The sequence below is a fragment of the Pseudomonas sp. GW822-FHT03F08 genome, assembly GCF_058801265.1.
In genome coordinates this window covers 351503-364449 of the sequence record NZ_JBXANC010000003.1, presented here as the reverse complement: position 1 = coordinate 364449, position 12947 = coordinate 351503, and the positions used below count along the sequence as shown (strand labels likewise).

Genomic DNA, 12947 nt, shown 5'->3' with positions numbered 1-12947 from the left:
TCATTGAACAGGGAAGACGAGAAGAACAATCAGGGAGAAACACGTCATGAAAGAACGCTGGAGCAGGATCGTCCCACTACTTGCGGTTCCGTTGTTTCTGCACGCGACGTCGGCCAACGCCGAGTCCTGCGAAGACACGCTGAAACGCGTTGAAAGCTTGTACAACAACACTACCGCCAGTTGTGGCAAAGACCCGGCGTCGGACTGTTCGGGTTTGCTGATTCGCGGCACTCACCGTGCCGATCCGGCAAAAGGACAGAAGTGGGATGTCTGGAACCCCAGCCCCAAAGCGGTCGAGCTGGGCACGTTTGCCGCGTCCTACATGCGGGCCGATGGCATCAGCTACGAAGACCCCGGCATGAGCACCCAGAACGGCTACATCATCACCCCGGTCGACATGGTGCGTGACCCGGAAAATCCGGTGCACGTTTACTGCGCGTTTCCCAACGATGCCTGGACCGATTTTCGCGACGACCGTGGCTGCGGCAACAACAAGAACACCAGTCAGACCGAGGCAGTCTGCCAGTCCATGGCCCCGCCGATCACCAACGTCAACGCCTGGGTCGCGCACTTCACCAAGTTCAACAACGACCGCAAGCAGGACCAGTTGCAATGCGGTTTCAACATGCGCAACCCGATGAGCAGCCAGGATCGGGTCAACGCGTTCCAGAACTTCATGGGCGCCCGACGCGTCATCAACACCCGTGAATTCCAGACCCAGACCGAGTTGCGCCTGGGCAATCCGAAGACTGATGAGTTGCCGATCCTGGCCTTTTTCTACAGCGATTCACGGGGTCTGAACGACGCCCTGGCCAACCAGCGCGACTACAAAGCCAAGACCGGCAAGGACCGCAACATCGTCAAGATAGACTTCCCAAAAACGCCGACCAGCAAGGCTACGTTCTCGTGCATCCAGACCGCGGCGCCACCGGCCCAACAGTTCTGCGACAAGTACATCGAATCCAGCACCTGGGCCCAACGCGACGACCCGAAACTCGGGCCGAAGACCTGGTCACTGCAAGTCGTGCCGACTGCTTGTGGGCGTGCGATCAAGGATGACCAGACCGACCGGATGTTTGCCGAGCTGTACAACAAACACAAAGACGACGAGCAATGGCGGATGTACAGCGTCAATGGCGGGTCATTGCGTCGGCAGCTGGTTTGTCACTTGGCCGCATCGTTCGATGGCAAGCCTGTGAGGAACAAGCCAGAGTGGAACCTTGAGCCTGCGCGGCCGTATGTGGATCAGGCGACGGCGGTGGCTCAGCGGTGTAATCCTTACTGAGGTTGTTGAGTGGTGGAGCCCTGTCTGCCGGTGCCTTGGGTATTGGCAGGCAGGGTTGTGAGCAGCCGTCTCTTGCTCATCAGGTCAGAGGTAGAACCTATCGACTGTTCAATCCAGGCCTTGGAGACCGGGCATCAGGAATACACAGAGCCCGGCGGCAGTTCTATGCCACACAGAGCGCGATAACAAACCCCCGTTCCATAGGCCAGGCCTGTATTTTGGGCCTGAGCTTTAAGCACGAACGTTCGCAGCGTGCCAACAAGCCGAAGTGCTCGACGCCTGAGTAACATCGGTTGTATGGGGCGGGGCTCTTGTCTTGGGTACTGAATGGTACCGAGATACTCCTGCCAGCTTTTCGGTCGCTGATTCAGTTCCATTTCGAGATTATTCAGAATCTCCAGAACCTCATCTAACTCATGGTTCCTGAGGTGGAACTGTGCATGCAATGATGTAATGCCTATCTTTGCATCCCGTTGAGCATATTGCTCAAAAGCAGGCGCTATGAGGGAAAAATATCCCCTCGAATGAAAGTGACCAGACCTGAAAACAATTCGCTCCAGTGGGTTCAACGTACGCAAACGCTCTCCTTCTTTTGAGGTGCATACGCCAATTACGTGATACATGGTGCTTTACCTGACGGGTGGGTTTGTGTTGCGTTTCAGTCGCGATGATGTTTTGTGTAGATGTCTCTTGTGAAACCGAAAGCGGCTACTGACGAGCTACCGCTTTCGGCCAGAAGCGGATGTAACAGAGCTTGTGTAGTATCTGCCTCTCTTTCGACCTGTATGAGGTGCCCGATGTCTAGCCGACACTCCCCATCCCCTACAAGAGCTGTCCTAGACCTGCAAAACGCACGTTCGCTTTTGGGAAAGCGGCTGGGTGCGCTGCTGCACGACCAGTACTATTTCAACGACGAGAAAGATCTGGGAGACATAGGTTCTCTAGAGTGGCGTTTTGGCGAGCGAGAACTTCTATCCATGTATCTCTTGAGTGATGGCGAGAGAGTAGGCGCGGACTTGTTGCCTTCTGATACGCCGGCTTCCTTCGAGATAGAGCCGAACGTGACATGCTCCTGGAAAAGGGAAAACCTGCTTGCAGGTTTATCAGCAACCCACCTTGAGAACACAAAAATTTGCGCAGTTGAGGGAATTCTTGACTCTTTCAACGGGCAAGAGCCTTGGCTAGCCGGATTCAGGATTACGTTCGAGACCGGTGACTCATTGATCTACCTTAACCAGGGCGACGATGCCGTAGTATTGATTAATGCGCTACCGCCAGTAAGTGTAGGCCTCGAAACCCGCTTCGTTACCTCAATTTAATTACAGCTATGAGTCGGATGCAGCCCTTCACGACAGACAGAGATCGGCCAAAAGCGGCTGCTTTCGACCCCAATCGGACGTTCGAATTAATCCGCGTTCAGTCCTTGGTGCCAGAGCTTATGAAATCGTGTCCCAATAGAAATGAATGTACTCGTCGTCATACTCTGCGAACAGTGAAACGATGAAGTCCGTCTTCATTGAGTACATCAACAACGCTCCGACAAAACCTGTCGGCTCATGCAGCGGTTGCTTGAGCGGTGCAATCAAATCAATCGTCCGGTCCGCAATCATCTGATTGAAAACAGCTTCCGAGATTTCCTCAAACTTAGCGTCGGATACGTGCTGTGGGAAATGGCTGTCATTTTCAGGTTGGCAATCTAAGTACTCTGCTTGGAGCCAGAATTTTAGTCCGTTTTCACCATGCCGTTTGGGTGCGCGAGTTATCCTGATGGTCTCCTGCGACTCAGGATATCGAAAGGCGTCGTTTGGATAGGTGACATAGTAGAGACCGCGACAAACACTTTGTGCAGCCCTACAAATCTGCTGTTCCCTTGAAAGTTGATCAAAGTCGCTTCTGTCGAACATGTAAATACCTGAGGTTTACTTCGTGCAATTGGGCTATAGCGCGCGATAGTAGCAAAATAGTCTTGCTGATTTTTTCAGGAGGCGTCCGCTTATGGCCGGAAGCAGTCTATCGGCAACGACTGCTTTTGGCTGCGGATTCAACCGGCTGAAGTCTGACCACCTCACTCAGATATGCAACCAGGCCAGCGAACCCAACATGACACCCACACCCGCCGCCCCAAACGAGACGCGCCTGAGCCATTCCTTGCGTGTCAGCAAGGTGATGGCCGCCAGTGAAATGGAGATTTGAATCGCGGTCATGGCCTGGGCCCAGCGGTGATGCTGATGTAGCACCTGCTCAGACTTCTCGTCCCACTCTCTTGCCTGTTGCTCGAGAGTTTCCGCCTTTTTGCGGGCTTCCTCTTTCTGCTCCGCGTAGCGCCGCGCCTCGGCAACATAGTGAGCGGAATCCAGCCCCGGAAGATGGCTGGCCAGCTCCGACAGGTTCTGCCGGCTGGACTTGGCCTGGTAGTAGTTCCACTCGTTGGCCGCTTCGGTCTTCTGGATGGCCGCGTTGTTTTTGTCCATGGCGGCCTCGCTCTCCGTCGAACCGGCCTGATAACTCATCAGGGCGCCGACCGTCGCCATGATCGCCGTCATGACCGCAATCTTGCTGGCAAAGCGATCGCCTTTTGCGTGGGCATGATGGGTGGTGTGTTCAACGTGTTGCTCGTGAGGACTGGGGACTTCGAACTCTTCAGGCATGACGGTCGGACTTGGATTGATGAAGGAATTTGCGCGGATTATGCAGGGTGGCCGGTTTTTTAGACACAGGGGGCTGGCGGTGTCTGGATGAAAGCGGACGAGCTGATTTACGTATTCCTGTCGGACTGCGAAACAGTCTCTTTTGTCAGACATTAAACGCGAAACACGTGGCCTGTTTATGCGAGGTCTCTTGTCACATCCCGATGCCCACAACGCCTTGCGCCACGCCCTACACCTAAGACAGAATCCGCCGGCTTGTGCGTCTGGCGCTCCCTCCGTAACTTGATTCCCGTCACTGCCCATCAGTGATCGGGTCTGCAAGCCCGCCGGAAAACCAGTCGCACAGCCCTGCCAAAAGGACGCTCGTTTGTGTCCGCTCAATGGCGGCTTTGTGCGGGAGACCTTCGGGTCTGCCGGGTGCCTGGTTTCCCGGTCTTGCAGACCCGCACTTGGCTGCCACCCATCATCTGCAAGTGATGCTGGTAGCTCCTAATCAAAATCAGGAGTTTCACCATGATCAAACCAACACCGAATCCACCAGAAACCGATCCAGTCTCACCCTACCAATTCCCCGATTCCCGAACCCTGAACGAAGCCGCCGAACGCGCCCTCGACCATTACCTGACCCCGCAACAACGCATCATGGGCAGCCACACCACACACGACCCCATGTTCCTGGCCAACCCCGCCTACAACAACGAATCCCTGTTGGCCAACGCCAGCGAATCCCTCGATTCCGCCAGCGAAATGCTCAGCAACTTCGCCGCCACCCTTGAGCCTGCACATCGCAAGACTGCTCTGGGCATCGCACAGGTGGTCATGGTAGCGGGGCTGGCCGTGAATCAGGCGCTGGATAAAGTAGAGCTGAAAGCGTAGAGGCTGCCCTTAAGTAAAAAGGGAGCAGATTCATTACCTGAATCTGCTCCCTTTTTTTGTTCGATGAGCTCAACCGTTGGCGTCTGCTCTCTTTTCCGCCGTCACGATGCAAGCCTTGTAGAAATTGGAATGGAAATCGCTGATCGCTTTCTGCTGCAAACTCTCGCTTGAGTACTGAGGAATTTCGTACGCCTCGCGAATCAGCGTCTTGAACAACTCACCCACATACTCGCTCTGCTTGCCTGCCGCTTCGGCCAGTTCCCACACCGAATCCATGGGCACGCCTTGCTGCCTGCTTTTCATGACCTGTTTGGCCGAGTTTTCTATTCGTTGGCACTCTTCGAGCTCTTCCTGCGGCACAGGGGAGGCATGAGCGGAAAGACTGATGGTGAAGGTTATCGCTGCTGCAGCAAGAGATCGTTTGTGCACGAGGTGTCGTCCGTGATTTTGAGGCTGAACCTTATCATTCATGGCGTGGCGCCACCATTGCAGGCAAGGGGGAGAGGGCAGAAATTAAAAAGTCGGAGCCCTAGCTCTGAAAGCTTCAAAAAACGAAAAATAAATCTGTCCCTATATCCGTCCGCGATATCCGCGAGCCAGTTTCTGAATTGCGGTCTACGCTCGATATACCAGATAAATAAGGGTGCCGAGAATGGCAGCTAAAATACCAGAGGTGCTTTACGTTACGGAGAGAGAGTTTAATAGGCAGGTTCTATTTGTTTCTAATCTTTTGGGACGGACGCAGCTAGAAATGGTGATTTGGCTTTATCCAGAGTCAAGCGTGGATCGCGTGGCTGGACTTGATGCAAGCTCTCCCTCCGCCGTCAATGCTATACCGGTCACCACTTATCCCAATCATGTTGTCGGAAGATGTACCCGGCGGATTCAAATAACCGATGATTTAATTGAAAATATTTGTCGTGATGAAAGATATCTTGCTGCCGAGTGCGACAGCTTTTGCATTTATTTTCCCGGAAGGGCTGAGTGGGTCGCGAGCGTTATATTGCACGAAGGAGTTATTTTGATTAGGGATAGTTCTCTACTCTTTAATCTGCGGAGTCTTGATTTCAATGCTTCGCCGCAGGCACCTTCTTGGTGGTGAAACGTTGCTTGCCTCGAATCGTGTAGTACAGATATCCTTCGACCGGCTCTTGTCCGTCGCAATAGTTAGAAAACGGCGATGGAGCTGCCTGTCAGCTACTTACGGCGCGCCCGTGGATAACTTCAATAACTGAGAAAATTGGCAAATGGTGATGTTTATATCTTCCATGGTTTCCCCATTCCACTCTTCGATGGTTTCCAACTCGGCTTCCAATGCAGCGATTCGCTCTTCGATCTCCGCTCTTTCTGCAGACCCACATTGAGCGGCAATTGCCTCCCATCTTTCCTGGGGAATATTCTGTTGAATGCATAGCCCTTCACTAGCCTGCCTGATCAGTGCCGATAATGTACTCATGGAGTTGCGTCGCTGGAAATGTCAGTCATGTTGCCCATATAACTACCACGCAGTCTGTTTTGAGTTTCATAACGTGAGGATGTTAACGGCAGCAGTCCCCAACCGCTCCCCATTAATCGTTACATGCACCGCATGCTCCCCCGCATAATGCTTCCTCGTAGTGAAATCCTTAATCACTTGCCTGCGCGCCACAACCTCGCTCCCAAACCCCGCCAACACCAACGTCTTCAACTTGAAAACCTTGGCCGAAGTCCCGCCATTCGCCTTCACGTAGTCAATCGCATAATCAATCACCAACCGTTGTTCCACCGGCACCAACGACCGCACGGTGAATGACAAAGTGATCGTCTCTCCGAGCCGCACAACCGCCGGTTCAACCTTCACATCCAGCAACTCAACCTCAGCCTTCGCCCCTGCACCAATAACAGTGAGCGCCCGCAAATCCCCCTGTTTGATCAGACTCCGCAGTGCATGCTTCGCAATCCACGCCGTGTGCCTGTTCTCCAGTGCCCATCCCTCAACCGTATCCAGCACCCACTCCGGATGTTCCTTGGTTACGTCATTCAAATGATTCGCCACAGACTTGCGCACATACAAACTCTCATCCGCCTTCAGCCGATCAAGAATTCCGGCGGCGAGGCGCGGGTCGGCCTGCACCGGTTCCAGGCGAAACGACCACGGCAGGCGAGGGCGGCTGCCTTCGCTGGCGAGGCGGCGGACATGGTGATTTTCGTCTCTTGCCCAGTCGTGTATCAGTTCCAGCGAGCGCTCCAGGTCACTGCGCAGGAAGTGGCGGATGGCGAATTCGGAGGAGCCGAAGGTGGTGAAGTACTTCAGGGCCTCCATCGAGGTGTCGAACGCGTGCGTGCCGTAGCTTGCGACGTAGTGCGGCAGGCTCATGCTGACGAAGCCGCTGTTCAGGCGCGGGGCGAGTTCACGTAGTACGGCGAGGGAATCTTCGTAGTCCAGTGGCAGCACGGCGTGCAGGCTTTCGCTGACGCGGGCCATGCGTTGCATGACGGAGAGGTCGGCGAGGCCGTCGTTGGCGTGCTTGAGAAATGCCTTGGCCTGGAACGCCGGGTACACGGTGCTCATTTCTGTGGCGATGTGTTGCAGGCGTTCGGCGTTGAAGATTTCTTTCAGGGCCGGGGCGGCGGTTTCGGTTGTGCTCATGGTCAGGTCATCGGGGTGCTGATGAACGCTTGGAGGCCTTCGGCGTACGCGGTGTATTGGGCGATGCGCGGGAATCGTCCGGCGTCGATCTGGTCGGGGACGACGAAGTTGGTGAAGCTCCAGGCGACGGCAAGGGTGATGCCTTCCTGCTGGAGGGGGCCGTCGGTGGGCAGTGGGTGTTTTTGCAGTTCGTGTTCCAGCGCGGTGAATGCTGCGGCGAGTTGGCCTTCGACGCGTTCGACCCATGGCTGATATTGAATGTCGGCCGGGCGCAGGTTGCGTTCGTAGTAGAGCTGCACGGCTTTTTCGCAGGCGGCGAGTCCGAGGCCGATCAGGCGCAGGGCTTTTACCCGTTGGGTCAGGTTGGTGGGCAGCAGGGTTTTGCCGGACAGGGCTTCGAGGTAATCGAGGATCAGCGTCGAGTCGATCAGTACCTGGCCGTCGTCGAGCACCAGGGTCGGCGCCTTGACCACCGGGTTGATCTGCTGGAAGCGCTCGAAGTGGCGAAACACCGACACCGGGTCGTGTTCCAGTTCGATCCCGAGGCACTTGGCGGAAATCGCCACGCGGCGCACGTAGGGTGAGTCGAGCATTCCTATCAGTTTCATGTGCAACTCCTTGGGGCAGATCACGGCCATTCGATGGATGTCGAATTTAGCGGGAAAGCTTGTCGGCTGACTACTGGGTAACTCGGCCGTTGAGGTTTTTCATTGTTGAAACAGAATCTGTAACAACCATGAAACACCCGAAAATAAAGGCTTTCGAGGACCTTGCCAGTGGTTCTGTCGTATCTATAGTCAAAGTGCCAGCACCGACCAGGGATGGAAAAGTTAAGCGAGTTCAGGCCCTCTGACTCAGTACTCGTTTGTATTACTCCCTTGCAGTCCATGACCCCTAGATCGTTGAGGTGCCGACGCCCGCGCGCCAGTAAAAGTTAGCGGCGTAGGTCACATAAGAAGGGCACGAGGGTTTTGTCATGAATACGCTTTATCGATTGACGATAGGGATTTTGTGTATGGCTTCAGTGGGGTGCAGTAACCGTCCGGAAAGAGGTGCGGTGGTGCAGCAGTGGTCGGCCAACACGGAACAATTGAATTTCAAACCGATTTTTCCGCCGCGAGGTAACTTTGAAGTTGGCGATTTTTACGTGGTTCGGGCAGCGAAAGCCGGCGCCAAGATGAAAACCGTCGATTACTACATGGGCTCGGTCTGGTTTGACCGGATGCGGCTCGATGATGAGTTGAGGAAAGCTGCGCCCTACATCACCGCAGCTAAAACACCGGCTGACAAGTCAGGTCTTGTAGCGACAACGAGCGTACCGGATCTTTATTTGCCAAACAGCTCAGTGAAAATAAACGCGTTGGTGGCGTTTCCCGGTTTTACCTTTGCCTCCCTGGCAGAAAGCGATATCGGATTGGGAGTCAGCAACAGTTCGATCGGTGCACTGTTTGGTGGCGCCCGCAAGTCATCGTATTCGGTTGCCTACTCGGTCCCCGTGGCGGAAACCTACGGAGTGCTTTATGGGGATGCTCATGTAGCGGCAGATAGGTACCTGAGCAAGTACACCAATATCCAGCGCGAAAAACTGCAGGAAGCGGTAGTTTCGTTGAAAAACGACACCAAGGCTGATGACAAGAACGACACCACTTCGGTGCTCGTGCTGGTGACACAAGTTTATTTGGCGCGCTCATTGGATGTCGTGATTTCTTCGACCGAAAGTAATGGCGCTCAGTTTTCCGCGGTAACGCGGGCGCTGACGGATCTGGATGAGCGCAAGACAGCCATTGAAACTCAGCTTCGAGCATTGAAGCCGGCTGCCAAAGGTGAGTCTGCTGCAGACGGAAAGGGCGCAGATGCGAAGGCAGGCGATACAGCCAAAGCCGACGCCGCGAAGGCGGCTGCGTCAGACAAGGCCGTAGCGCAGAAGCCTGAGGTAGTGCCCGCCACGAATCAGGCGTTGATCAGACAGAAGGAGGCGGAACTGGCACAGGTCAATGCCGATATCCGCAAGCGAGTGGAGTCCGTAACTCCGGCAATGCCAGGTGTGACTGGCTCCGTGGTGAAGTCTTCTGCGTCAGGTCTGACATTGCGGCAGGTGTTTGATGCACCGGTCGCCATTGGTTATTCCGGCATCAACATTGATATCGACAAATTGGTTGCGACGGGAAAAGTCAGTGAAGCACCGAACATCGATACATTCCCGCTGAAAATGCAAATCAAGATCCCTCTCGAATAATTTTGGAGATCCTGTCACCGACCAGCCTGGGCGGGTCGGTGATGGGGAGAACCTCAGCATTGAGCCCTGCGAGTGAAAGGGTAAAAAATGCGACAAAGCGCCGCTCATCCGCCGTTTGTCTTCTATATGCATCCGCTCGACTGAATTTCTTGCTATAAACGCACTCCGATGACCGCCGTGAGGCCTGTGTCAGAGCACTTTCCGGGCTTTGTCGGACAAATTCCCTGTATTTACAGTTGCTGAGGCCTCAAACGGGCCTTAGACTGCCGCCCCTTCGTAAATTGAGTGCCGGGTGGCGTTTGCAATAAACGATGCCTTTCCGATGACCGCAGGCGGTTCGCCGGAACGCTCCCTAATTCGCCTTAATGCACGTTTTTTTATAGAGATATCAATGACAAAGGACAAGTTGCTGGCCATGCCGGCAGATGACTACATGAATGCCGAGCAACACGCTTTCTTCAGCGAGCTGTTGCAGAACATGAAAGTCGAAACCCATGAGCGCATTGAGCAGAACCGTATTGCCATCGAGAGCCTGGACACCCCGGCTGACCCGGCGGACGCCGCCTCGGTGGAAGAAGAGCGCACCTGGCTGGTAAACGCGATCGATCGCGACCAGCGCATGCTGCCGCAACTGGAACAAGCCCTTGAGCGTATCAAGGAAGACAGCTTTGGCTGGTGCGACGACAGCGGCGAGCCGATTGGCCTGAAACGCCTGCTGATCAGCCCGACCACCAAGTACTGCATCGAAGCTCAAGAGCGTCACGAGCAGATCGACAAGCACCAGCGTCAGGCCTGATTCCTGAGGCGACCCCTTCAGTGTGGGTCGTCGCGAAAAGATCGCAGCCTTCTGCAGCTTTTATTTAAAGCGGCAGAAGGCTGCGATCTTTGCTTTTTCTCGTCTGCCGGAAATCCCCGCACCGTTCCATTGACCTGCCACAGACCCACGACTAACGGACCATGGATAATGGCCTTGTAGTGGCGTTTAATGCAGCCACAACAATGAGAACAAGTGTGGGGTAACGAAATGACGAGAGATGGATCTCTGGTTGCGGCTCTGCCTGCACCAGTTGTTTTGCCGAAGAATCGCTGGTTGACGCCGACCCTGCAAAGCATTGCCCTGATGCTGTTGCTGGCCGGGATGACTCTGGGCGAATGGCCGTTATACGTGGGCATGCCGCTGGCGGTACTGATCGTCTGGCTGCCGCGCCTGCGCTCCCGAGCGGTCCCCGATGCGCAACCGGTCGATAGCAGCAATGCGATGTCCGAGCTGACTCGCGACCTTTCCTACACCACCAGTCATAACGCGCTGTCAGCCGCCGGCGTGGCGTTTTCCGTCAAGGAACTGGCCGGCAAGCTGCAATCGCAACTCGACGCTGCCGCGCAGATCGTCAACAACGCCGAAGTGATGATCGCCACCGAACAAGCCACTTCCCAACTCAGCCGCGAAGCATTGGGCGCCGCCAGTGAAGCTCACCACAGCAGCGCAGCGGGGCGGACCGAACTGGTCGATTCCATTTCGCGAATGCATCAACTCAGTCAGCGCGCCAATGCCAGTCGTGAACTTATCGAAGCCTTGAGTCAGCGCAGCGACGACATTCAGCGCGTGACTCTGGTGATTCAGTCCATTGCCAGTCAGACCAACTTACTGGCATTGAACGCCGCCATCGAAGCGGCCCGGGCCGGCGAGCATGGGCGCGGCTTTGCGGTGGTGGCGGATGAGGTGCGCGGTCTGGCGGCTCGTACGGCGACGGCCACCGGTGAAGTGGGCGAGATGGTCGCCGACATCCAGCAACGCACGGCGCAGGTGGTGGAGCAGATCCGCCAGCTCTCCGACGATTTGCACACCGGTGTCGAGCAGGTCGAACACACCGGCCAGCACCTGGAAAACATCGCGCGACTGGCTGCCGGGGTGGAAACTCAGGTCGGTGAAATCGCCCGCGGTGCCGAGACCAATCGCGAGCAACTCGACAGCCTGTTCACCGCCATCGAGCAGATGCGCAGCGACCTGGCGATCAGCGATCAGCAGACCCGACGCCTGGCCGAGGCGGCGGTGCAGATGGAGGGGCAGGCGGAAACCATCAGCGAGCGCCTGGCCGAAGTCGGTCTGGATGACTATCACCAGCGCATCTACGACCTGGCCCGTGAGGGTGCGGGGCAGATTGCCGCGCGTTTCGAGGCCGATGTCGAACAGGGCCGGATCAGTCTCGAAGACTTGTTCGACCGCCAGTACCAGCCGATCCCGAACACTCAGCCTGCCAAGTTCCAGACTCGTTTCGACCGCTACACCGATCAGGTGCTGCCGGCGATTCAGGAGCCACTGTTGCCGCGTCATGAAGGTCTGGTGTTCGCCATCGCCTGCACGCAGCAAGGTTATGTACCGACCCACAACCAGGCGTTCAGCCAGCCGCTGACCGGCGATGTGCAGGTCGATACCGTGCACAACCGCACCAAGCGCAAGTTTGCCGATCGCACCGGTATTCGCTGTGGCAGCCATCAGCAACCGGTGCTGTTGCAGACATACACTCGCGATACCGGCGAGCTGATGCACGACTTGTCGGTGCCGATCATGGTCAAGGGGCGGCACTGGGGTGGGTTGCGCCTTGGCTACAAACCAGAGAACCCGCGGTGAGGCATTGTTGCCGGAACTGCAATTAAGCTGTGCACGAGCGTTGCTTTTTCCTCTTGATCGAAATCATTAACATGCCTGCATAGTTAGGTTGCTAATGAATTCGGGAGGTCAGCATGCAATGCAGAGTCGATGTCGCGGTGATGATCGGCAGCGGTGTTCCGGCCGGGCTGCGTGCGATGGGGCAAAGCGTCTGCTGGGTGGTGTTGCTCAACGGTGAGCGGCGGGGCACGGCGTTCGCCAGTCGTGGCGAGGCGGAGGAGTGCAGGGCCGCGTGGCTTGCGCAGTTGGGCGCCGAATCCGCTGACAGCCTGCACTGATTACGCTTAATGGCCGTGTGCTGCCCGCGACTCCAGCGAGCGGGCGAGGGCACAGGCTGCGTTGTGATCCTCACGGAAACCTCTGACGCGACCTGTCGACTTTTCCCTGATATGGAAAAAGGCGTTGCCGGCCGGGATCACCTGGAACAGTGGCTCCCGGCCACATCGTTCCGGTGCGTAGTCAGTCCCCAGGCTTGGGCCATTCAAGACAAAGGGTGGTTCGTGGGCCACGGCAAAGTGGGTCAAAGTGCACATATGAAGTCCTTTTCAAGGATTGACCCGCATTTACAGACGGTTGCGGGTAGTCGCGAGCAGCGTCGCTGCTCT

15 protein-coding genes are annotated in these 12947 nt (G+C 55.9%); 8 read left to right on the top strand and 7 right to left on the bottom strand.

Going from position 1 to position 12947, the window contains the following annotated elements:
* Positions 1 to 46: 46 nt before the first annotated feature.
* Together AC1RME_RS08720 and AC1RME_RS08715 are read left to right on the top strand one after the other, a co-directional pair.
* Positions 47 to 1285: a DUF2599 domain-containing protein gene (locus tag AC1RME_RS08720; RefSeq protein ID WP_096820164.1), complete on the top strand. Its 1239-nt coding sequence runs from the start codon at positions 47 to 49 to the stop codon at positions 1283 to 1285.
* Positions 1286 to 2082: 797 nt separating this feature from the next.
* Positions 2083 to 2604, top strand: coding sequence for a hypothetical protein (locus tag AC1RME_RS08715; RefSeq protein ID WP_096820162.1), 522 nt, complete (start codon positions 2083 to 2085; stop codon positions 2602 to 2604).
* 117 nt (positions 2605 to 2721) lie between these two features.
* Here the strand turns inward: AC1RME_RS08715 and AC1RME_RS08710 are convergent, their stop codons facing one another.
* Positions 2722 to 3189: a hypothetical protein gene (locus AC1RME_RS08710; protein ID WP_096820161.1), complete on the bottom strand. Its 468-nt coding sequence runs from the start codon at positions 3187 to 3189 to the stop codon at positions 2722 to 2724.
* Between the two features lie 165 nt (positions 3190 to 3354).
* The gene (locus tag AC1RME_RS08705; protein WP_493090995.1) at positions 3355 to 3933 is read right to left on the bottom strand and encodes a DUF4337 domain-containing protein; all 579 of its coding nucleotides are present in this window, start codon (positions 3931 to 3933) and stop codon (positions 3355 to 3357) included.
* A 513-nt stretch (positions 3934 to 4446) separates the two neighbouring features.
* On the opposite strand from AC1RME_RS08705, the gene AC1RME_RS08700 reads away from it, so the two are divergent.
* Positions 4447 to 4809 carry a DUF6124 family protein gene (locus tag AC1RME_RS08700; protein WP_096820159.1) on the top strand — a complete coding sequence of 121 codons (363 nt, stop codon included), beginning with the start codon at positions 4447 to 4449 and terminating at the stop codon, positions 4807 to 4809.
* Positions 4810 to 4878: 69 nt separating this feature from the next.
* Here the strand turns inward: AC1RME_RS08700 and AC1RME_RS08695 are convergent, their stop codons facing one another.
* Positions 4879 to 5280: a hypothetical protein gene (locus AC1RME_RS08695; protein WP_255261912.1), complete on the bottom strand. Its 402-nt coding sequence runs from the start codon at positions 5278 to 5280 to the stop codon at positions 4879 to 4881.
* Positions 5281 to 5461: 181 nt separating this feature from the next.
* On the opposite strand from AC1RME_RS08695, the gene AC1RME_RS08690 reads away from it, so the two are divergent.
* The gene (locus AC1RME_RS08690) at positions 5462 to 5911 is read left to right on the top strand and encodes a hypothetical protein (RefSeq protein WP_141401772.1); all 450 of its coding nucleotides are present in this window, start codon (positions 5462 to 5464) and stop codon (positions 5909 to 5911) included.
* Positions 5912 to 6010: 99 nt separating this feature from the next.
* Here the strand turns inward: AC1RME_RS08690 and AC1RME_RS08685 are convergent, their stop codons facing one another.
* The 3 genes from AC1RME_RS08685 to AC1RME_RS08675 form a co-directional block, all read right to left on the bottom strand.
* The gene (locus tag AC1RME_RS08685) at positions 6011 to 6265 is read right to left on the bottom strand and encodes a hypothetical protein (RefSeq protein WP_096820158.1); all 255 of its coding nucleotides are present in this window, start codon (positions 6263 to 6265) and stop codon (positions 6011 to 6013) included.
* 66 nt (positions 6266 to 6331) lie between these two features.
* Positions 6332 to 7438, bottom strand: coding sequence for a DNA alkylation repair protein (locus AC1RME_RS08680; protein WP_096820157.1), 1107 nt, complete (start codon positions 7436 to 7438; stop codon positions 6332 to 6334).
* A gap of 2 nt (positions 7439 to 7440) precedes the next feature.
* Positions 7441 to 8046, bottom strand: a complete 606-nt coding sequence (locus AC1RME_RS08675) for a glutathione S-transferase (protein ID WP_096820156.1) — start codon at positions 8044 to 8046, stop codon at positions 7441 to 7443.
* 368 nt (positions 8047 to 8414) lie between these two features.
* On the opposite strand from AC1RME_RS08675, the gene AC1RME_RS08670 reads away from it, so the two are divergent.
* The 4 genes from AC1RME_RS08670 to AC1RME_RS08655 all read left to right on the top strand — a co-directional run bounded on the left by AC1RME_RS08670 (position 8415) and on the right by AC1RME_RS08655 (position 12620).
* Complete coding sequence (locus tag AC1RME_RS08670) at positions 8415 to 9674, top strand: hypothetical protein (protein WP_096820155.1); 1260 nt, start codon at positions 8415 to 8417, stop codon at positions 9672 to 9674.
* Between the two features lie 391 nt (positions 9675 to 10065).
* Positions 10066 to 10470 (top strand): TraR/DksA family transcriptional regulator, encoded by a 405-nt coding sequence (locus tag AC1RME_RS08665; protein ID WP_007935965.1) that lies wholly within the window; start codon positions 10066 to 10068, stop codon positions 10468 to 10470.
* Positions 10471 to 10698: 228 nt separating this feature from the next.
* Positions 10699 to 12303, top strand: a complete 1605-nt coding sequence (locus AC1RME_RS08660) for a methyl-accepting chemotaxis protein (RefSeq protein WP_096820154.1) — start codon at positions 10699 to 10701, stop codon at positions 12301 to 12303.
* Positions 12304 to 12416: 113 nt separating this feature from the next.
* The gene (locus tag AC1RME_RS08655) at positions 12417 to 12620 is read left to right on the top strand and encodes a hypothetical protein (protein WP_096820153.1); all 204 of its coding nucleotides are present in this window, start codon (positions 12417 to 12419) and stop codon (positions 12618 to 12620) included.
* 6 nt (positions 12621 to 12626) lie between these two features.
* Here AC1RME_RS08655 and AC1RME_RS08650 read toward each other — a convergent pair whose 3' ends face one another.
* Positions 12627 to 12875, bottom strand: coding sequence for a hypothetical protein (locus tag AC1RME_RS08650; RefSeq protein WP_096820152.1), 249 nt, complete (start codon positions 12873 to 12875; stop codon positions 12627 to 12629).
* Positions 12876 to 12947: the final 72 nt, after the last annotated feature.

Excerpts from the sequence above, each read along its gene's own strand:
- AC1RME_RS08720 (WP_096820164.1), top strand. The coding sequence starts at position 47 with ATGAAAGAACGCTGGAGCAGGATCGTCCCACTACTTGCGGTTCCGTTG.
- AC1RME_RS08715 (WP_096820162.1), top strand. The coding sequence starts at position 2,083 with ATGTCTAGCCGACACTCCCCATCCCCTACAAGAGCTGTCCTAGACCTG.
- AC1RME_RS08710 (WP_096820161.1), bottom strand. The coding sequence starts at position 3,189 with ATGTTCGACAGAAGCGACTTTGATCAACTTTCAAGGGAACAGCAGATT.
- AC1RME_RS08705 (WP_493090995.1), bottom strand. The coding sequence starts at position 3,933 with ATGCCTGAAGAGTTCGAAGTCCCCAGTCCTCACGAGCAACACGTTGAA.
- AC1RME_RS08700 (WP_096820159.1), top strand. The coding sequence starts at position 4,447 with ATGATCAAACCAACACCGAATCCACCAGAAACCGATCCAGTCTCACCC.
- AC1RME_RS08695 (WP_255261912.1), bottom strand. The coding sequence starts at position 5,280 with ATGAATGATAAGGTTCAGCCTCAAAATCACGGACGACACCTCGTGCAC.
- AC1RME_RS08690 (WP_141401772.1), top strand. The coding sequence starts at position 5,462 with ATGGCAGCTAAAATACCAGAGGTGCTTTACGTTACGGAGAGAGAGTTT.
- AC1RME_RS08685 (WP_096820158.1), bottom strand. The coding sequence starts at position 6,265 with ATGAGTACATTATCGGCACTGATCAGGCAGGCTAGTGAAGGGCTATGC.
- AC1RME_RS08680 (WP_096820157.1), bottom strand. The coding sequence starts at position 7,438 with ATGAGCACAACCGAAACCGCCGCCCCGGCCCTGAAAGAAATCTTCAAC.
- AC1RME_RS08675 (WP_096820156.1), bottom strand. The coding sequence starts at position 8,046 with ATGAAACTGATAGGAATGCTCGACTCACCCTACGTGCGCCGCGTGGCG.
- AC1RME_RS08670 (WP_096820155.1), top strand. The coding sequence starts at position 8,415 with ATGAATACGCTTTATCGATTGACGATAGGGATTTTGTGTATGGCTTCA.
- AC1RME_RS08665 (WP_007935965.1), top strand. The coding sequence starts at position 10,066 with ATGACAAAGGACAAGTTGCTGGCCATGCCGGCAGATGACTACATGAAT.
- AC1RME_RS08660 (WP_096820154.1), top strand. The coding sequence starts at position 10,699 with ATGACGAGAGATGGATCTCTGGTTGCGGCTCTGCCTGCACCAGTTGTT.
- AC1RME_RS08655 (WP_096820153.1), top strand. The coding sequence starts at position 12,417 with ATGCAATGCAGAGTCGATGTCGCGGTGATGATCGGCAGCGGTGTTCCG.
- AC1RME_RS08650 (WP_096820152.1), bottom strand. The coding sequence starts at position 12,875 with ATGTGCACTTTGACCCACTTTGCCGTGGCCCACGAACCACCCTTTGTC.